Source organism: Aquimarina intermedia (assembly GCF_008124785.1).
Lineage (GTDB): Bacteria > Bacteroidota > Bacteroidia > Flavobacteriales > Flavobacteriaceae > Aquimarina > Aquimarina intermedia.
The window spans coordinates 551,813-571,653 of the sequence record NZ_VNHU01000002.1 but is presented as its reverse complement, the minus strand read 5'-3'; the positions used below and the strand labels follow the sequence as shown (position 1 = coordinate 571,653).

Below are 19,841 nucleotides of genomic sequence, written 5' to 3'. Positions count from 1 at the left end.
AGAGTTAAAGGATTTTAATAGTAAAAACTAAGAAAAATCAGTTAGTTTTGCAGAATTCACACAAATTAACTTAAACTATGCATTTATCATTACTCTCTACAAAGAGCAATGTTTGTGTCTTTTTATTATTGTTGTTAGGATATACAACAACTGCACAAACATTAAAAACAGAAGCGGATCCACAACCGACACCGCGGGGTCATCAACTTTATAAGCAGTCAAAACTGTACGACAATTCTACCGGAGCTATTGAAGGTGCTCCAAAAGCTGTAGGGGACAAGGCATTGGAGCGTATGGAATACGAGTTCAATAGACTAAAAGATCCGTACACGGGACAGCTTCCACTAGAAATTAGAGGCTTGGAACTTGATTTTTCGAAAAAAATTACCGCAGGAGATGATCTGCAAAAATCTGCAGCTACAAAATCTTCTAGAGGAATTCAATTCTCATATTGGAAAAATAGAGGACCTTACAATGTTGGGGGTAGAACACGCGCTTTGGCAATTGACGCCACCAACGATAATGTTATTTTAGCAGGGGGAGTTTCCGGAGGATTATGGCGTTCAGAAAATTCTGGTCAGACCTGGAGAAAAGTAACTACCAGGCGTCAGTCACCAAGCATCACGTGTATCGTGCAAGATCCAAGGCCTGGTAAGCACAATGTTTGGTATTACGGATCTGGAGAGCGTTTTGGAAATTCTGCGAGTGCAGGAGGAGCTTTTTATACAGGGACAGGGGTCTATAAATCTGTAAATGGGGGAAGAACCTGGAAATTATTGAGTGCGACAGACGACGGAGATATTCGCGCAATAGCTCCTTTTGATTTAATCAATTCTATTGCAGTTAATCCAACAAATGGAGATGTATACGTTGCTACATTCAATGGAATTTTTAGATCTCAGGATGAAGGTAATTCTTTTGAAGAAGTTCTTGAAGGAGGATTTGATAGTACATCAGAAGTTACGATTACTTCTGAAGGGAAAATTTATGCAACCATTGCATCAAACGGAGTGCCTAATGCAGGATTTTTTACCTCTACTGATGGAAATACATGGACCGCCATTACACCACCAGCCATTGTTGGCTCTTTAGGGAGAACAGTGATGGGAATCGATCCAATGCACGAAAATATGGTTTATTTCTTTTCGCAAAATGTAGCGGGAGGTACGCCGGCATTTTTATACAAATACAATGCACTCAACGAGGGTACAGCGACCGCCTGGACTGATCTTACGGCAAATTTACCTGTTACTATTGGCGGATCGGTTGGAAACTTGAACTTACAAGGAGGCTATAATATGATTGTCAAGGTACATCCTGGTAATTGTAATTATGTTTTTGTCGGAGGAACTAACATTTATCGCTCAGAAACAGGATTTACCACGCCTGCGGGACAAGAATCCTGGATAGCGGGGTACTCACCTCTAAATAATGTGAGTGTATATACCGATCAACATCCTGATCAACACGAATTGTTATTTTATCCTTCGAATCCAAATAAAGCGTTATCCGGTAATGATGGAGGTGTTTTTGTAACTGAAGATATTACTGCAGAAAATCCGGGAGCAGAACCCGTGGACTGGACCTCACTTAATAATGGTTATGTAACTACGCAGCCATACGCCGTATCATTTGATCCAGAAGCTAACTCTGATGATTTATTAGCAGGATTTCAGGATAACGGTACGTGGTTTACGTCATCGACCTCGAGTGTTGAACCTTGGATAGAAGATTTTGGTGGTGATGGTTCGTATAATGCTATTGCCGATGGTGGATTAACGCGTTATGTTTCTTCACAAAATGGAAATATCTACAGATTTAACTTTGATGAAGCAGGTGCATTTGTTTCTTTTAGCAGAGTTCGACCTGCAGGTGCAAACAACTTGTCATTTATCACGCCATTTATCTTAGATCCAAATAATGATAATATAATGTATTTACCGGCTGGTAACAGAATTTGGAGAAATAACAATTTGGATGAATTACCCTTGTTTTCTAATGCTTTAGCAACAGTGAATTGGGTTGATTTACCAAAAACTGATTCCCCGGCGGGAACCTCAATAACAGCCTTAGCTATTTCCAAGTATCCGGTTGCCAATCGCTTGTACTACGGTACCAATGCGGGTAACATTTACAGATTGGATAATGCAAACGTCGATGATCAGGAGCCTGTCGATATTTCTACAGGAAAAGGATTGCCTCCCGGTTTTGTGAATGATATTGCAGTAGATCCTTCAAATACGGACCGTGTTATTGTAACTTTTTCCAATTATAGAATTCAGAGTATATTCCTTACAGACGATGCAGGAGAAACCTGGACAAACATTAGTGGAAATTTAGAAGAAAATCCTGATGGTTCGGGTAACGGACCTTCTGTACGAAGCACTGCCTTTTTTGGAAGCAGTACAGGATACTTTGGAGCTAATTTTCAACGATTATTCACGGCTACGAGTACTGGTCTGTATTACGCAAACAGAATTAATGGCGAGCGTACACGATGGTTCAAGGAACCTTTTGCTATTGGTAACGCTGTTACCGATCAAGTGAAAGTAAGGAAAGATGGATTTATAGCCGTTGCAGCGCATGGTAATGGATTGTTCAGCGCACGTTTTCCAATGATATTTAATCCGCTGCCTGAGTCAGAATTGAGTGTTGCGTATTTACTTGATGATTTAATCATAGATGAGAACAGTGAACCGACCGAAATTAATATAGAAGGTTTATTCGAACAAACAGCAGGAAACTCAATTTCAATCGAAGTAACAAATTCAAACCCCGAACTGGTTACTGCAGTCTTGAAAGGTGATCTTTTAACCTTAACATATGTTCCTGATAGTTTAGGTAAGGCAGCAATTGGTCTTATCGCAACCTCTGGTGATGAACAAGTGTCTGAAGGATTTACGGTTACGATTACTGAGCCGGCTATATACGAACAAATTGAACCGGCCGTTTCTTCTTTGCCCTCTCAGTTTTTTACAGATTTTGGAGGGCTGGCACAATCTGCAGATGACTTTAATGTTCCTGATGGATACGTTTGGAACATCGAAAAGATACTTGCTTTCGGTAGCGGAAATAACGCTCCTTTACTTACGAGTGCAACAGTTGTAATCTATGCTGACAATGCTGGTGCACCGGGTGAAGAAGTTTATAAAAGTGGCGAGATCACACCAACGTCAGAGGCTACAGATACTAATTTAACACTGCAATTACCAGCAGAGGTAAATCTGGAAAGCGGATCCTATTGGTTGTCTGTGTACACGAACCTAGCATTTAGTCCCGATCAAACGCAGTGGTTCTGGGCTTCACAAGCAGGAGGAGTTGGATTAGAGCCACAATTTAAGGACAGCATTAATTTGTTTGGCACAGGAGCTACGGACTGGACACCAGTATCCATCGCATTGGCAAGAGAACCCTTAGATCAGATATTTCAGATTTTTGGTTCTGTTACCTCAACAGCTACGACTCCGGAAACTCAAGAAGCTGCACCTGAAACACTAGCTGTTATTGGAAGCGAGATAACACCCTTAGTATATCCAAACCCATCTTCTGATCGTTTCGTTTTTAATTTTAAAATACTAAAAGCTAAACAAAATGTTTCTTTAGAAATTTTTGACATTTCAGGAAGAACCGTGTTTGCCAATGACAATATTGATGCGAATGCTTCAGTAGAATGGAATGCCGGATCACGTCCTGCAGGATTCTATTTTGTAAAGATAAAAGGTCAATCTATAAACAGAAGTTTTAAGATTATCAAAAAATAAATTTTAGTTTAGAGGGTTGCTAGGATAGTAACCCTCTTTTTATTTTAAACATATGAAAATCCTAGTTTATTGTTGTTTCTTTCTGTTTTTGTGGGCTTGTAAGTCACAGGAACCCTCTCAAAAGATAAAAAAACCCGTGGAAACGAATACCACACCCAAAAAACCACAATATTCTGGGGAATCACAAACCATGGATCCAAATACCGTTTTGGTGCAAGCAAAAGAAATTAGCTTTCATTCTAATGATGTTCTCTTATGTGGAACGGCTTATGATCATACGCTCGTTGTAAAAATTGAGAAAATTGAAGGTTCAGGATCGTCTTTAATAAATATGATTTCCAAAGATCAAGTTTTGACCCTCGGAGTATCAAAGGTTGTAAGTGAACAGTATCAATTGCAAAGAACCCAAGAAAATTTTGATATCCTCATTTTAAAACTTAGAGAGAAACCTTGTCCTGATATGACGACAACTGACTACGAGATACTTTCTGTTCAGTTTTAATAAAGAATTTGATCAAAAGTCTTAATTTCTTCCCTGTTCATCAGGATATAAGGTATAGACAGGATCCGATTGCCACCATTCTTTACTGTCAATATCCATTGCTGTTATCTTTCCTTTAAAAGCAGCTCCGGTATCAACATTCCAAACATTAGCTGCCTGAATTGGTGTAGTTTTATCAATTTTTGTTACTGGGGTATGTCCGATAAAAATCTCATTAAAATGTTGCAGACGCTTGGGATATAACAAGCTGTCTTTTGATAAATTTGGGTTAAGTGCAATGGCTAATTCCCAAAGTGTACGATCCCAGTAATACATCTTTTCAAAATACTCACTCTCAGGACCGTGTTGATTGGTAAACCCGGCATGAATGAACAAGCGATTCGAGGCATCGATGTAATAGTTTTTTAGATTTTTGAAAAATGCTACATGTGTTTCTAACTGAGAGATGTTGGATGAGGCATAAGACTTTATTGTTGATTCGCCACCATTTGCAGACCATTCAGGTAATACTTCTTTTGAAAGTAACCATTGATAACAAAGCTGATCGTGATTTCCTCGCAGAAAAGTACACGTGTATTCTTCTTGCAACGCTATTAAATAGGTGATTACCTCAACACTTTCGCTCCATCCATCTACGTAATCTCCAAGAAATATAAAGTGGTCTTCCGAAGTAGGATTCAGTTTTTCAAATAATTGAGTAATAGCTCTAAAACCCCCATGAATATCACCTATGACAATTGTTTTCATACTATTTTAGTTATATCGTACTTTACGCAAGATGCGGATGCTTTCTTTGTATAAACTGTACACTTGTTTACTGTGTTTTTTTATGTAGGGCTTAGCTTCTTCGAGTTTTTCTTTAGCCTCTTCAAAGCCGTTAAAATAACATATTAGATAGGTTGCAGGCAAATTCAGAAGATCCGATTGCTCATGCTGAGATAATGAGGTGTTTGATTTTAATTTATCAATCAAGACATTATTACTGTTATATAGATGATATAATATTTTTTTATCAAATTGGGGAGGTTCAAACAAGAGTTTTCTTTCGATATCATAATGTGCATTGTCCCTAAAAATAATGCTGACTTCTTCCAAAGGATAGTATTTAAAGCTTTTATTCAACCCTAATTGAACATATTCAATAATTCTAAATTCATCTTCAGAAATTGTTATGCTTACCTCATCGAGTTCAGAATAAAATAACTTTACCTGTTCGTTAATCAGCGCAATATCAACTCGCGAATAATAGGTGGTTTTCTCAGTTTCATGTGCTTTTCCCGCCCAGCAGACCACAAAATACTCTTTAAACACTTTGTATTGCGGATTGTAATCTCGTCGAAATTTCAGAAAATCAAAAACGCCATCCAGAGTGAGTTCAATATTATTTTGGGCGTTATTCTCAATAGCAGCTACAATTTGAGAATTCATATCTTTGATTTCAATGTCAAAAACCTTGGGCATACTAATACTGCCTTCTCTAAAAAAGACGGTACCTCCATAATATTTCCAGATATTCTTTCTTAAGGCACAAAGTTTTCCTTTTTGTGATCTTATTGAAACCAAGCCCACTACTTTATCTTCCGGTAAATGCGGAAAGGGAATATTCTCATATGCTACCAATGGCGGATTTTCTAGATATGCATTAACTAAATTTTGAATCTTACTATCATCAAAAAAATCAACACCAGAGATGGTATTGTCCTCATCTTCAACCCCAATAACAATATAGGAGGTATTCTCTGGATTAGAATTGGCCAGTGCGCATATATGTTTTAAAAACTTTGCTTTCCCCTCACGCTCTCCGATATTAAGCAAGCGTTTTTTGTCATAAAAACTATTTTCATCATTATGAGCTAATAGATGCTTTACTAAAAGTCGTTTGTTAATCACAATAAATTAATTTGGGGTTGCTATTATCTGGGTTTCAATTTTTTAAGTGGTTATTTATATGAGGTTTTGTTTAGAGTGTTTTATAAACGGTGGTACTATTGGCCTGAGCCGTGGGTAATACGACAAGATCCGAAATATTCACGTGATAGGGGCGAGTAACTACAAAAGCAATGATATCTGCAATATCTTCTGGTTTTAAAGGAGAAAACCCCGTATACACCGAAGCTGCCTTATCAGCGTCACCTTTGAAACGAACTTCACTAAATTCTGTCTCAACCAATCCCGGATGAACCGCGCCTACACGAATTCCTTTTCCGTTTAAATCCAATAGCATGGCTTTGTTTAAAGCATCAACTGCATGTTTACTTGCAGTATACACATTCCCATTAGGATATACCTCTTTTCCTGCAATGGAGCCGATATTGATAATATGACCGGAACCTTTTTCGATCATTCCGGGGATAATAGCTTTTGAAACATACAATAAACCTTTTACATTGATATCAATCATTGCATCCCAATCTTCAAGATTACCATCTTGAATAGGATCAAGTCCATGTGCGTTACCTGCATTGTTTATTAAGATATCAATGGTAGTAAAAGTTTCAGGTAACTTGGTAATGGCGTCCAGTACTTCTTCCTTATTTCGCACATCAAAACTTAACGTATGGACACTCACCTGAGCTTCTAACTCTTTTTTTAATAGCTGTAGCCGATCTGTACGACGACCACATACTATCAAGTTAATTCTATGTTTTGCCAACTCACGAGCTGTCGCCTTTCCAATACCACTGGTAGCTCCTGTAATTAATGCTGTCTTCACAATTTAATAGTTTAAAATTAATTTAATGCTCCCTGCATAAAACTCTTAAGTAAACGAATTTGGGTTATGTTTGCAACACTGCAATTATTACCTCGTCTTTTTTTAAGCGATTGCTGTAGGTGATTACAGCTCATTTAGGATTAAAGATACTTTAAATTAAGGGCTTTTAAAAAAATCACATACCGTTATTTAACCTATAATTAACAAGGAACCGAAAATTAATTAAACAATTTGCAATCTTGAATCTTGAATGTTAAATTCACGCTTTTAAAATATTTAATGAATGGAAGAAAATAGTGCTATCGATATTGCCTCAATAAATGAGAAAATACAGAGGGAATCAGCGTTTGTCGATTTACTCACCATGGAGATGAATAAAGTAATAGTTGGCCAAAAACATATGGTGGAACGATTACTCATAGGATTATTAGGTCAAGGCCATATTTTACTGGAAGGAGTTCCCGGATTAGCAAAAACGTTGGCGATTAATACACTTTCCAAAGCTGTTCATGGTAGTTTTAGTAGAATTCAGTTTACCCCGGATTTATTACCGGCTGATGTTGTAGGAACTATGATTTACAACATGAAAGAGAATGATTTCTCAATCAAAAAAGGTCCAATTTTCGCCAATTTTGTTCTAGCAGATGAAATTAACAGGGCTCCGGCAAAAGTACAGAGTGCTTTACTGGAGGCAATGCAGGAGAAACAGGTAACTATCGGAGATGAAACTTTTATATTGGATAAGCCATTTTTGGTTATGGCTACACAAAACCCGGTGGAACAAGAAGGAACCTATCCATTACCCGAAGCTCAGGTTGACCGTTTTATGTTGAAAACAGTCATTAAATACCCGATGTTGGAAGAGGAACAGTTAATAGTACGAGCCAACCTTTCCGGAAGTTTTGAAAAAGTGAACCCTGTAGTCTCGGTAGAACAAATTATTAATGCTCAAAAGGTAGTTCGGGAAGTATATATGGATGAAAAAATCGAAAAATATATTCTCGATATAATTTTTGCCACGCGTTTTCCTGAAAAATATAATCTGGAAGAGCTAAAACCACTAATTAACTTTGGGGCCTCGCCTCGAGGAAGTATAAATATGGCCACCGCTGCCAAGTGCTATGCCTTTATCAAGAGAAGAGGTTACGTGATTCCAGAAGATGTAAGAGCTGTTGTTCATGATGTGTTGCGCCACAGAATTGGTATTACTTATGAAGCCGAAGCGGAAAATGTAACGTCTGAAGATATAATCAATAAGATTGTCAACGAGATTGAGGTGCCTTAATCAGCAGGAACGTTTATTGTAAGGAGCAAAAGACAAACTGTTTATCGTGCAGCATAGTGTCTGTGCATTTTAAGAATCTCAAATAGCTATGGATACCAAAGCTTTATTAAAAAAGGTCAGAAAAATTGAAATTAAGACACGACGTCTAAGTGACCATATTTTTGGAGGTGAGTACCACTCAACCTTCAAAGGTAGAGGGATGACGTTTAGCGAAGTGAGGCAATATCAATTTGGTGATGATGTGCGTAGTATTGACTGGAATGTTACTGCTCGATACAACGAACCGTATATAAAAGTATTTGAAGAAGAACGTGAGCTGACCATGATGCTAATGGTGGATGTGTCGGGTTCTCAAAATTTTGGAACTTCTCAATATTTTAAAAAGGAAATTATCACAGAAATAGCAGCTACCTTAGCCTTTTCTGCCACTCAGAATAATGATAAAATTGGGCTGATACTTTTTACGGATACAATAGAATTATACATTCCGCCAAAGAAGGGAAGATTCCACGTACTGCGAATTATTAGGGAACTTATAGAGTTTGAACCAAAAAGTCAAAAAACAAATATTGCCGAGGCGTTGAAATTTCTGTCCAGTGTGATGAAAAAGAAAGCTATTGTATTCCTGCTTTCAGATTTTATGGCTGACGATTATCAACATACACTAAAAATTGCCGGCAATAAACACGATGTGACAGGGATAAGGGTGTATGATCCAAAAGAAGAAACATTACCCAACTTAGGAATGGTTCAAATGGAAGATGAAGAAACCAATGAACTTATGTTGGTAAATACGGGTTCTAAGAGTACAAGAGCGCAATATGCCAAGCAATACAACGAACGGGTTTCTTATTTTACTGAAAGTTTTACACGAAGTGGTGCAGGTGTAATAAGTACCAGAGTTGATGAAAGCTATGTAAAAAAATTACTCGGTTATTTTAAAAGAAGAGGATAGCTAAACAATATATACGAATGACAGAGAACCGCATACTATATGATTTTATGAAATATAATCGATTTCCTCAAATCGTAATGCAAAGGATATTGATTTTAGTATCCTTTTTTCTTTTGACAGGCACGAGTGCACTGGCACAGGTGAAAGCACAAGTTGATAGTATTTCCATTAAAATAGGTGAAGAAATTCAATATACGTTAGAAGTACAGGCTGATTCTACGCAAACGGTAGTATTTCCGGAAGGAAAAACATTTTTACCTATGGAGGTCATTGAATCTTTTCCGGCAGATACGACAATCAAAAATAACAGATACAACATTATCAAAAAATATGGTCTGACCCAGTTTGATACCGGCGCGTATACAATTCCCGGTCAGCGAGTGCTTATTGGCGAGCAGGCTTTTACGACAGACTCTATTCAGGTGGAGGTGCGGGAAGTACTTGTAGATACAACCAAACAGAAAATGTTTGAGATCAAACCGATGGTTGAGGTCGATCCACCGTCGTTTAAATGGCGTGATTATGTATGGTATGCGGTTATTATTCTTTTAGTAGGTGCCCTATTAATTTTTTTACTGCGCTACCGAAAGAAGAAAAAAGCTGAAAAAGCAAAAGAACTTCCTCCCTATGAACGTGCCATCGAAGCCTTGCGTATGATTGACACTTCCGATTTATTAGAAAAGGATTCGCATAAAGAATATTACTCAATACTTAGTGATACCGCGCGTAAATATATCGATGAAGAGATCTATGACCACGCAATGGAAAGCACTACCGACGAATTAATAGCACGGTTAAATCGAGAAATAGAATCGGGAACTTTATTATTAGAATCAGAGACGTTACAAGAATTAAAAAGAGTTCTGATGACAGCCGATTTAGCTAAGTTTGCAAAATCACGACCTGATAAGTTGACAGCACGAGCTGACCGTACGGCTATAGAGCAGGTGATCAATAAGACAAAAGAAGCGATTCCTGAACCTACCGAAGAAGAATTATTAGCCGATGAAGAGTATAGAAAGACAAAAGCGCAGAAAGAACAACAAAGAAAGATAGTACTAGCTAGTATTGCTGTTGTAGCAGTGGTTGGAATTATTTTTGGAGTGGTTGTTTGGCGTAATGGATATCAGGAAACTGTCGATTCTATTTTTGGACATCCTACAAGAACACTTGCTAAACAAGAATGGATATCAAGTGCCTACGGTACGCCACCTGTTGCGATTGCTACACCAGAAGTACTCTTGCGTAACAACTATCAATTGACCGAAGAGCAGAAGCAAATCTTAAAAGGAAATGAAACTTTTGTGTATGGCGAAATGACAGGAAACATATACATCGCTGTGAGCACTGTGGCTCCTGATCCAAAAAATCAAGTGGATCTCGAAAAAGCGGTCGAAGGAATTGTAGGAAAGTTTGAGTCGCAAGGCGCTAAAAATATAACAGTTAAAACAGAGGAATATAGAACCTTGGGGGGAACAGAAGGCATAAAAGTTTTTGGAAATCTTGAGGTGACAAACCCAACTACGCAGGAAAAACAAAAAAATGAGTATATCATGCTGAATTTTGCTGAAAATGGAGGTTTTCAACAAATAACTGTTGTGTTTGATGAGGACGACCTATATGCTGATGAGGTTGCACAGCGCATAATTACTTCTGTAGAACTTAAAAATGCCGATAGATAATGTTTGATAAGTATATTTTTGAAGATCCGTACTTCTTTTGGCTTTTTGCCTTGTTTCCGTTGTTGATAGGTTGGTATATATGGAAAAATAACAAGCAACAGGCTACATTAAAAATATCCAGCGTCAGCGGATTTAAGTACAAAAAAAGTTTTCTGGTAAGATTGAGACCGATCCTGTTTATACTACGATTGTTGGCGTTAAGTCTGATTATCTTAGGATTGGCAAGACCACGAACCGTCGATGTATCCAGTAGAACAAAAACAACAAAAGGTATTGATATCGTCATGGCTATTGACGTCTCTGCCAGTATGCTTGCCAAAGATTTAAAACCCAATCGTCTTGAGGCGTTAAAAGAAGTGGCAGCAGAATTTGTTAAAGAACGGCCCAGCGATAGAATCGGACTGGTGGTGTACGCAGGAGAGAGTTTTACTAAAACACCCCTCACCAGCGATAAATCCATTGTTTTGAGTGCCATGAATCAAATCGAATACAATACTATTCTAGAAAATGGTACCGCAATCGGAATGGGGTTAGCAACTGCCGTAAATCGATTAAAAGATAGCAAGGCAAAAAGTAAAGTTATTATTTTATTGACAGATGGATCCAACAACGCCGGTTTTATTGATCCCAAAATTGCTTCAGAGCTGGCTATGGAGTACGGAATAAAAACATACACAATTGGATTAGGTACTAACGGAATGGCGCTGGCACCCGTAGCTATTTTACCTAATGGGGCCTTTCGCTATGAGCGGGTAAAAGTTGAAATAGATGAGCCTTTGCTCAAAGAAATTGCAAAAATGACCGGGGGAAAATACTTCCGGGCAACTGATAATAAGAAACTGGAAGCGATATATGAAGAAATCAATAAACTGGAGAAAACAGATGTTGAGGAGTTTAAGTTTTATAACTACCAGGAAAAATTTAGAATTCTAGTGTTAATTGCCATAGGTTTATTGTTTTTCGAGCTCCTTTTAAAGCATACCCTTTTTAGAAGTTTTATTTAATATTTGATTGTCATGTATAAAGACCTCAAAAAGGCCACATTTTTTTAAATTAATAATTTGAATTTGAATTTGAATCAAGGAATCATATTACTAGGAAGTTCGAGAAGTGATGGAGATACTGCTAAGGTAGTTTCATTGTTAAGAGAAAAAATAGCTTATGATGTGATAGATTTGAGTCAAAAGAGAATAAATCATTACGATTATAATTTTTTAAATTATGATGACGATTTTAATGAATTATTTAAAATGTTAGTTGAAAATTATCAAACTATTGTATTTGCAACACCAATTTATTGGTATACCATGAGTGGTATCACAAAGGTGTTTTTAGATCGGATTTCTGATTTTTTAAATAAGGAGAAGGAATATGGGCGTATGCTAAGAGGTAAAAATATGGCTGTAATTAGTTGTAGTAATCATGATGATCGTGATGAGAGTTTTACGATGCCTTTTGTCCGAAGTGCGGATTACTTAGGAATGAAATTCATAGGTGATATACATACTTGGGTAGAAGTGGACAGTATTCCGAAAGAAGTGAAAGAGAAAATTACAAAGTTTGCACAATTAATTAATCCGCTATAGAAATAATAATGATATGTATTTATTAGAAGAAAAAATATATTTCTGGCTGTTGTTGATAATTCCTTTAATACTCCTGTTATTTATAGGGACGGTATTGTGGAAGAAATCGATGCAGAAGCGATTTGCAGATCCCAGGCTGATGAATTTTCTGAGCCCGAATAGATCAATTTTTAAGCCTGTTCTTAAGATATTAATTCTTTGTTTGGCGTTCACGTGTTTTGCAATGGCGTTGGTAAACCCAAAAATTGGTACCAAGCTGGAAACCGTAAAACGAGAAGGGGTCGACGTGGTATTTGCTGTTGATGTATCTAAAAGTATGATGGCAGAGGATATAGCGCCGAATCGATTAGAAAAATCTAAACAATTAGTAACACAAATAATCAATAGTTTGGCCAGCGACCGAGTGGGTATTATTGCATATGCAGCCAGTGCTTTTCCTCAACTGCCAATAACCACGGATTACGCTTCTGCCAAAATGTTTCTGCAAGCAATGAATACTGATATGCTTTCTTCACAAGGAACAGCTATTAATGAAGCGATTGCCCTGGCAAAAACATATTACAATGACGAGGAACAAACCAATCGTGTCCTCTTTCTAATTAGCGATGGTGAGGATCATGAGGGTAATGTAGGAGCCATTGCCGAGGAAGCTGCAAAAGAAGGAATTCAAATCTATACAATCGGCGTAGGGACCCTTAAAGGAGGTCCGATCCCGATTAAAAGAAACGGAATTGTACAATCTTATAAGAAGAATCGCGCTGGAGAGACCGTAATAACCAAGTTGAACCCGACAACTTTACAGGAAATTGCAAAGGAAGCAAATGGCACATACCTTGATGGTACTAGGACTAAAGAGGTTGTATCTCAGGTTACAGAGATCCTGCAGAATATGGATAAAAAAGAATTTGAAGCAAAGCAGTTTGCAGATTTTCAGGATCAATTCCAATGGTTTTTGGGATTGGGATTCTTACTATTGCTGCTTGATGTTTTTCTTTTAGAGCCTAAAACCTCATGGGTAAAAAAATTGAATCTGTTCAATGAAAATTAAAGGATGATGAAAAAGAGTATATGTATTATAGCATGTTGTTGGACGATACTTTCTTTTGCACAGGAGAAGGATTTAAAACAATTAGAGAGTGAAGCAAAAGAGCATTTGGCACTAGGTAACCAAAGTTTGATCAGGGATGGTAATTTCCCCAAAGCCGAAGGTGAATATCGAAAGGCAATAGCCAAAAATCCTGATGCTGTAGATGCTAAATATAATTTAGGTAATGCGTATTACAATTCAGAAAAGTACGATGAGGCTATCGTACGATATGCAGAAACCACAAAAACGGCAACCAACAAATTAGAAAAGCATAAAGCATTTCATAATTTGGGGAACACCTTTATGGAGCAAAAAAAATATCAAGAAGCGGTCGAAGCTTATAAAAATGCTTTAAGAAATAACACAAAGGATAATGAAACTCGATATAATCTGGCATTAGCAAAAAAGATGCTTGAGGAAGAAGAAAAAAAGCAAGAGCAAAACAAAGATCAGGATCAGGACGATAAAGACCAGAACAAGGATCAAAAAGACCAAGATAAAAAAGATCAAGGGGATCAGGGAGACCAGGACAAGAAAGATAAGGATCAGAAAGAAAAAGGTGATCAGGGAGATAAAAAAGATCAGGGTGACCAAGGAGATAAAGAAAAAGAAGGTGATGATCCAAAAGATGACAAAAAGAATGGAGAACCTAAAGATGATAAAACTGATGAAGGGAAGGATGCTGGTGACAAGAAAGATGAACCACAACAAGGAGCTCCTAAGCCCGTTCAGGGTCAGTTATCACCACAGCAGGTAAAGAGTTTACTTGAAGCGATGAATAATCAGGAAAAGAAAGTACAGGATAAGATTAATGCTAAAAAGGTTAAAGGAAATGTGAAGCAAACAGATAAGGATTGGTAATAGCCGATTGTATCAGTTTACTTTTCCAGAAAATATTGTAATAATGAAGTTGAAATTAATGTTATGGGTGCTCTTTACTTTAAGTGCTGTTACGTTTTCTACGGCACAAGTAAAGTTTGAAGCAAAGGTTAGTAAGAAAAAATTGGGCGTTAATGAACGTTTACGGGTTGATTTTGAGATGAACCAGGATGGCGATAATTTTACCCCACCTGATTTTTCGGGTTTTACGGTAGTGGGTGGCCCCAATCAATCTATTAGTAACTCATGGATTAATGGTAAACGGTCGTATGCAAAAACGTTTAGCTATTTTCTTGCCCCTACACAACGCGGAAAATTTACTATTGCACAAGCACAGATTCAAATAGATGGTGAAACTTATAAAACCTTACCGGTACGAGTTGAGGTAACCGCTGCGGTCGACAAACCCAAAGACGGAAATAATTCAGATTATATTGCTAGTGAAAACTTACATTTAGTTGCAGAAGTTTCCAAAGCTAATCCGTATTTGAATGAAGCGATAACGGTGGTGTACAAATTGTATGTAAGTCCTAGAATCAGTGTAAGCAACTGGAACGAACTGGATAGCCCAAAATACAGTGATTTTTGGAGTCAGGCTATCGATATGAAGCAACTTAAAGTGGAAAATGGAACCTATGAAGGAGAGCCCTATAGATATGTGGTGCTTCGTAAAACCGTTTTATATCCACAAAAAACAGGTAAGTTAAACATCGAACCTCTTACGCTTTCTATCGCTGTGGATGTACCAACTAACCGCAGAGATATTTTTGGAGGTAGACTGTACTCAACCGTAAATAAAACGGTCGCCGCCGGCAATCGCACAATCAACGTCAAACCTTTACCCGAAAACGGGAAACCGGAGGGATTTACCGGAGCGGTGGGTGATTTTGATTTCAAAGTAAAAGCGAGTAGAACTGAACTGGACGCTTCAGAGTCCTTAGAAGTAAAAGTTGAGGTGAGCGGAGAAGGAAATTTAAAATTATTTGATCTTCCCAATTTAACTGTGCCAAGCGGTTTGGAACAATATGAGCCGGAACACAGCGAACGAGTACGTACAAATTTAGGGGGTATGGAAGGTACGGTAACAGACACGTACACCCTGGTTCCTCAGTTCAAAGGCAAATATCCGATTCCTGCGTTGCGCTTTTCTTATTTCGATGTGTCCTCTAATTCCTATAAAACAATTACATCACAAGAAGTCCTATTGAATGTAGGAAAAGGACCCGATGGTCAACGCATAGTCACTTCTTCAGATGATACTGTGCAAAAACAAGTTGTCACACAGAGTGGAAGACAATTTAAGTTTATTAAATTAAAAACTACCCTAAAAGAAATTAACAGCGAACCTTTCTTTGGGTCAGCTCTCTATTGGACAGCGTTAATTACACCTTTACTCGCTATCCCGTTGTTTTTATTTTTTGGTAAAAAACAAGAAGCCAGAAAGAATGATGTTGTCGGTAGTAGAGTTCGTAGAGCTGATAAATTGGCCAGAAAATATCTATCTGAAGCCAAAAAAAATCTAGGTGAACCTAAGTCCTTTTATATAGCTATGGAGCGTGCGTTGCACAATTACTTGAAAGCAAAGCTTCAAATACAAACCAGTGATATGAGTAAGGATCGTATTCAGCGGTTGCTGAGAGAGCGTCAGGTAGACGACGCGTTGGTTATTGAGTTTGTTGCATTACTGGAGAGTTGCGAATTTGCAAGATACACTCCGCTATCTTCTACAGCAATGCAACAGGATTACGAGAAAGCTTCGCGGGTGATAGCTGCCATGGATAAACAACTGTAAAGAGAAACAAAATGAAGAATATAGTAGGTTTATTTATTTTTTTAATGAGTATAGGTGTTTGTGCTCAGCAAACAGAAAGTTTTGATAGAGGAAACGCACTGTATACTGCAAAAAAATACGAAGAAGCGATCAAAAATTACCTTAGAGTTATAGAGGAGGGGTATGAGTCTGAAGAATTATATTTTAATCTTGCTAATGCGTATTACAAACAAAATGAAATAGGGCCCAGCATTTATTATTACGAGAAGGCCTTAAGTTTAAATCCAACAAATCAAGATATAAAGAATAATTTGACGTTCGCACGTAACGCGACAGTTGATGTCATTGACGAAATACCACAGGGATTTTTGTCTAAAATATTTAAACGTACAGTCTCATTATTCTCATTACAAACATGGGCATGGTTGTCTGTATTTTGCATACTTTCATTTGTTCTATTGTTTATTGGATACCAACGGTCATCAGACACCAGAAAAAAACGTTGGTTTTTTGTAGGTTCTTGGTTATCTTTTGGTATCGGGATTTTTATCATTTTTTTGGCTCAACAACAACAGTCTTTAAAGGCTAACAATCAATATGCCATTATTTTTGCCAAAGAAAGTGCGGTGTTAAGCGAGCCAAATCTTGGGAGTGAAGAGCTTTTTGAACTGCATGAGGGAACTAAGGTCAAAGTTATCAGCACAGTAAACAGTTGGAAAAACATCAGGCTAGCTGATGGTAAAAGCGGATGGATGTTTTCCAAGAATTTAAAGGAATTATAAGTAGTAAATTTTTGTTTTTATTTACCTTTGTTCAAATAATTTTACATTTGATTTAACAAAACCTGAAAGCTTTACCTTTATTTTTGTCTCCTAATATTTTTCTAATTGATAACAAAACTTCAGACAGCACGAATTTTAATCATAACATGTTTTTTAATAAGTTTGGGTAATTACACTTTATTGTTATTGAACTGTTATCAAGATGAAACAGCCTCTATGATTTCAGTACTGGAAGATGGAGAAGAGAAATCGGATTCTGAAGGAAAAGAAAATTCTGAAGAAAAAGATGATAGCAAAGAAAAAGAGATTATTTCTCAAGTTGTCAACGACAAAGCCCTGGCAATAATTTACTATTGTTGCGATCAGTATCCCGAAATTTACTTTGGTAATTCTTCTGTATACCTAGAATACACTACACCTCCTCCAGATTATTCGTAATTTTTTCAGCAAACTTTATTTAGTCCGTTTTATCAGAGAAGTTGTATACTATCTTCTCGTTATCAAAATGAAATAGTATACCCTATATGGGTACCAAAGAAATTTTAAATTATGAGCATTTTTAAAAATATAAAAAATGATCTTCCAGCTAGTATTGTAGTATTTTTTGTAGCACTACCATTATGTTTGGGAATCGCATTAGCGAGTGGAGCACCACTTTTTTCAGGCCTTATTGCAGGAATTGTAGGTGGGATAATAGTAGGAGCATTGAGTGGTTCGCAAATTGGTGTCAGTGGTCCTGCTGCGGGATTAGCTGCAATTGTGCTAACAGCAATAGGCGCATTAGGAGGCTATGAGAATTTTCTTGTGGCTGTAGTTCTAGGAGGTGTTATTCAACTAGTATTTGGTGCTTTAAAAGCAGGAATTATTGGTTATTATTTTCCGTCTTCAGTAATTAAAGGAATGTTAACTGGTATTGGTATAATTATCATACTAAAACAAATCCCTCACTTTTTTGGATATGATTCAGATCCAGAAGGAGATTTCTCTTTTTTCCAGATCGATGGGGAGAACACTTTTACCGAAATTATCAATGCTATAAATTTTATAAGTCCGGGAGCCACTGTGATTGCGGTAATTGGATTAGCAATTTTATTACTTTGGGATAAGATATTAAGTAAGCAGGGTAAAATTTTTCAAATAATTCAAGGTCCGTTAGTCGCTGTTGTAGTAGGTATTTTGTATTATGTACTTACTTCATCTTCAGAAGCACTCTCTATTTCAAAAGATCATTTAGTAAGTGTTCCTATACCGGACGACTTTACTTCTTTTCTTGGTCAATTTAGTTTTCCAAATTTCGGAGTAATTACCAGACCGGAAATTTGGGTTACAGCATTCACAATTGCATTAGTAGCTAGTTTGGAAACCTTACTCTGCGTAGAGGCTACAGATAAAATTGATCCTGAAAAAAGAGTCACGCCAACCAATAGAGAATTATTAGCACAGGGAACTGGAAATATTATTTCCGGTATGATTGGTGGTTTGCCTGTAACGCAAGTAATCGTTCGTAGTTCAGCTAATATACAGTCTGGAGGAAAGACAAAAATGTCGGCTATCATTCATGGATTTTTATTATTAATATCCGTAATTCTAATTCCTAGATTATTAAATATGATTCCGCTGTCGGTGTTAGCCTCTATTTTATTGATTGTAGGTTATAAGTTAGCCAAACCTAAATTATTCAAGACAATGTATTTATTAGGTTGGAAACAATTTGTACCTTTCATGGTGACTGTATTGGGAATTGTATTCATCGATTTATTGTGGGGGATTGGTCTAGGTTTATTAGTGGGAATTGTAGTCATTCTAATTAAAAGCTATCAAAATTCACATTTTTTACATATTGAGGACAAAAGCAATGGTCAGCATAGCATTAAAATGACCCTGGCCGAAGAAGTAACTTTCTTTAATAAAGGCGCCATCTTAAAAGAGCTAGATCAATTACCGATGGATACTCATCTTACATTAGATGTTAGAAAAACGAGATATTTGGACAACGATATTATAGAAATCTTAGATGACTTCTCTGAGAAGGCCAAAAATAAAAATATTAATATCAAACTTATATCAGAAAGTGGGATTGCAGAAAACCCTCAGAGTTATATTGAGTTTATTAATTTGAGAACAAAATAACTAAAATTTTAAAATACACAACATATGAAAGCACATACAAAAGAAACACAAGCGAGCATAACCCCTGATGTTGCAGTACAAATGCTCAAAGAAGGGAATGCAAGGTTTTTAAATAATAGTAAAGCCGATAGGGATCTCTTAGAGCAAGTGAAAGATACTACCAATGGACAGTACCCATTCGCTACTATTCTAAGTTGTATAGATTCCAGAGTGTCTTCAGAATTAATTTTTGATCAAGGTATAGGTGATATTTTTAGCGCAAGGGTGGCGGGAAATTTTGTGAATGAAGATATCTTAGGGAGTATGGAATTCGCTTGTAAACTTGCAGGCACTAAAGTAGTATTGGTATTGGGTCATACAAGTTGCGGTGCTGTAAAAGGAGCCTGCGACGATGCTAAGTTAGGAAATTTGACAGCCCTGCTTAGTAAAATAAAACCTGCAGTTGAAGGAGTTACTGAGCCCTCTGATCCGTCTAAGAGAACTTCTAAAAATATTGATTTTGTTAATGAAGTGGCTGTTAAAAATGTTCACCTGACAATTGACAATATTAGAAAACAAAGCGAAGTACTTCGCGAAATGGAGGAAAATAAAGAAATTATAATTATAGGTGGTATGTACGACATCAATGATGGTAAGGTTACTTTCTTTGATAATTAGAAAACCCTAAAACTTTCCCAAAAAAGCCTAAGTATCTGCTACTTAGGCTTT

At 37.0% G+C, this 19,841-nt stretch carries 17 protein-coding genes; 14 read left to right on the top strand and 3 right to left on the bottom strand.

Annotated elements, in window-relative coordinates; genetic code table 11:
* Positions 1-77: 77 nt before the first annotated feature.
* Positions 78-3,761 (top strand): T9SS type A sorting domain-containing protein, encoded by a 3,684-nt coding sequence (locus BD809_RS05215; protein ID WP_148781881.1) that lies wholly within the window; start codon positions 78-80, stop codon positions 3,759-3,761.
* 52 nt (positions 3,762-3,813) lie between these two features.
* The gene (locus BD809_RS05210) at positions 3,814-4,263 is read left to right on the top strand and encodes a hypothetical protein (protein ID WP_148781880.1); all 450 of its coding nucleotides are present in this window, start codon (positions 3,814-3,816) and stop codon (positions 4,261-4,263) included.
* Positions 4,264-4,284: 21 nt separating this feature from the next.
* Here the strand turns inward: BD809_RS05210 and BD809_RS05205 are convergent, their stop codons facing one another.
* The 3 genes from BD809_RS05205 to BD809_RS05195 all read right to left on the bottom strand — a co-directional run bounded on the left by BD809_RS05205 (position 4,285) and on the right by BD809_RS05195 (position 6,979).
* Positions 4,285-5,010, bottom strand: coding sequence for a metallophosphoesterase family protein (locus tag BD809_RS05205; RefSeq protein ID WP_148781879.1), 726 nt, complete (start codon positions 5,008-5,010; stop codon positions 4,285-4,287).
* A gap of 6 nt (positions 5,011-5,016) precedes the next feature.
* Positions 5,017-6,153: an ATP-binding protein gene (locus tag BD809_RS05200; RefSeq protein WP_148781878.1), complete on the bottom strand. Its 1,137-nt coding sequence runs from the start codon at positions 6,151-6,153 to the stop codon at positions 5,017-5,019.
* A gap of 70 nt (positions 6,154-6,223) precedes the next feature.
* Positions 6,224-6,979 carry an SDR family NAD(P)-dependent oxidoreductase gene (locus BD809_RS05195; protein WP_148781877.1) on the bottom strand — a complete coding sequence of 252 codons (756 nt, stop codon included), beginning with the start codon at positions 6,977-6,979 and terminating at the stop codon, positions 6,224-6,226.
* 280 nt (positions 6,980-7,259) lie between these two features.
* Here BD809_RS05195 and BD809_RS05190 point away from each other — a divergent pair, with 280 nt between their 5' ends.
* The 12 genes from BD809_RS05190 to BD809_RS05135 all read left to right on the top strand — a co-directional run bounded on the left by BD809_RS05190 (position 7,260) and on the right by BD809_RS05135 (position 19,790).
* Positions 7,260-8,261 carry an AAA family ATPase gene (locus BD809_RS05190; RefSeq protein WP_148781876.1) on the top strand — a complete coding sequence of 334 codons (1,002 nt, stop codon included), beginning with the start codon at positions 7,260-7,262 and terminating at the stop codon, positions 8,259-8,261.
* An 88-nt stretch (positions 8,262-8,349) separates the two neighbouring features.
* Positions 8,350-9,216 (top strand): DUF58 domain-containing protein, encoded by an 867-nt coding sequence (locus BD809_RS05185; RefSeq protein ID WP_148781875.1) that lies wholly within the window; start codon positions 8,350-8,352, stop codon positions 9,214-9,216.
* A gap of 17 nt (positions 9,217-9,233) precedes the next feature.
* Positions 9,234-10,898 (top strand): BatD family protein, encoded by a 1,665-nt coding sequence (locus BD809_RS05180; protein WP_148781874.1) that lies wholly within the window; start codon positions 9,234-9,236, stop codon positions 10,896-10,898.
* Positions 10,898-11,902, top strand: coding sequence for a vWA domain-containing protein (locus tag BD809_RS05175; RefSeq protein ID WP_148781873.1), 1,005 nt, complete (start codon positions 10,898-10,900; stop codon positions 11,900-11,902). The genes BD809_RS05180 and BD809_RS05175 overlap by 1 nt, the downstream gene beginning before the upstream one ends.
* A gap of 57 nt (positions 11,903-11,959) precedes the next feature.
* Entirely contained in the window at positions 11,960-12,484 is a 525-nt protein-coding gene (locus tag BD809_RS05170; RefSeq protein WP_246131426.1) for a flavodoxin family protein, read from the top strand.
* Between the two features lie 13 nt (positions 12,485-12,497).
* A complete protein-coding gene (locus BD809_RS05165; RefSeq protein WP_148781872.1) occupies positions 12,498-13,532 on the top strand; it encodes a VWA domain-containing protein in 1,035 nt (344 codons plus the stop codon).
* 6 nt (positions 13,533-13,538) lie between these two features.
* Positions 13,539-14,432: a tetratricopeptide repeat protein gene (locus tag BD809_RS05160; RefSeq protein ID WP_148781871.1), complete on the top strand. Its 894-nt coding sequence runs from the start codon at positions 13,539-13,541 to the stop codon at positions 14,430-14,432.
* Between the two features lie 43 nt (positions 14,433-14,475).
* Positions 14,476-16,242, top strand: coding sequence for a BatD family protein (locus BD809_RS05155; RefSeq protein ID WP_148781870.1), 1,767 nt, complete (start codon positions 14,476-14,478; stop codon positions 16,240-16,242).
* 11 nt (positions 16,243-16,253) lie between these two features.
* Positions 16,254-17,003, top strand: a complete 750-nt coding sequence (locus tag BD809_RS05150) for a tetratricopeptide repeat protein (RefSeq protein WP_148781869.1) — start codon at positions 16,254-16,256, stop codon at positions 17,001-17,003.
* Between the two features lie 216 nt (positions 17,004-17,219).
* Positions 17,220-17,441, top strand: a complete 222-nt coding sequence (locus BD809_RS05145) for a hypothetical protein (RefSeq protein ID WP_148781868.1) — start codon at positions 17,220-17,222, stop codon at positions 17,439-17,441.
* A 117-nt stretch (positions 17,442-17,558) separates the two neighbouring features.
* Positions 17,559-19,133, top strand: a complete 1,575-nt coding sequence (locus BD809_RS05140; RefSeq protein WP_148781943.1) for a SulP family inorganic anion transporter — start codon at positions 17,559-17,561, stop codon at positions 19,131-19,133.
* Between the two features lie 24 nt (positions 19,134-19,157).
* The gene (locus BD809_RS05135) at positions 19,158-19,790 is read left to right on the top strand and encodes a carbonic anhydrase family protein (RefSeq protein ID WP_148781867.1); all 633 of its coding nucleotides are present in this window, start codon (positions 19,158-19,160) and stop codon (positions 19,788-19,790) included.
* Positions 19,791-19,841 lie beyond the last annotated feature (51 nt).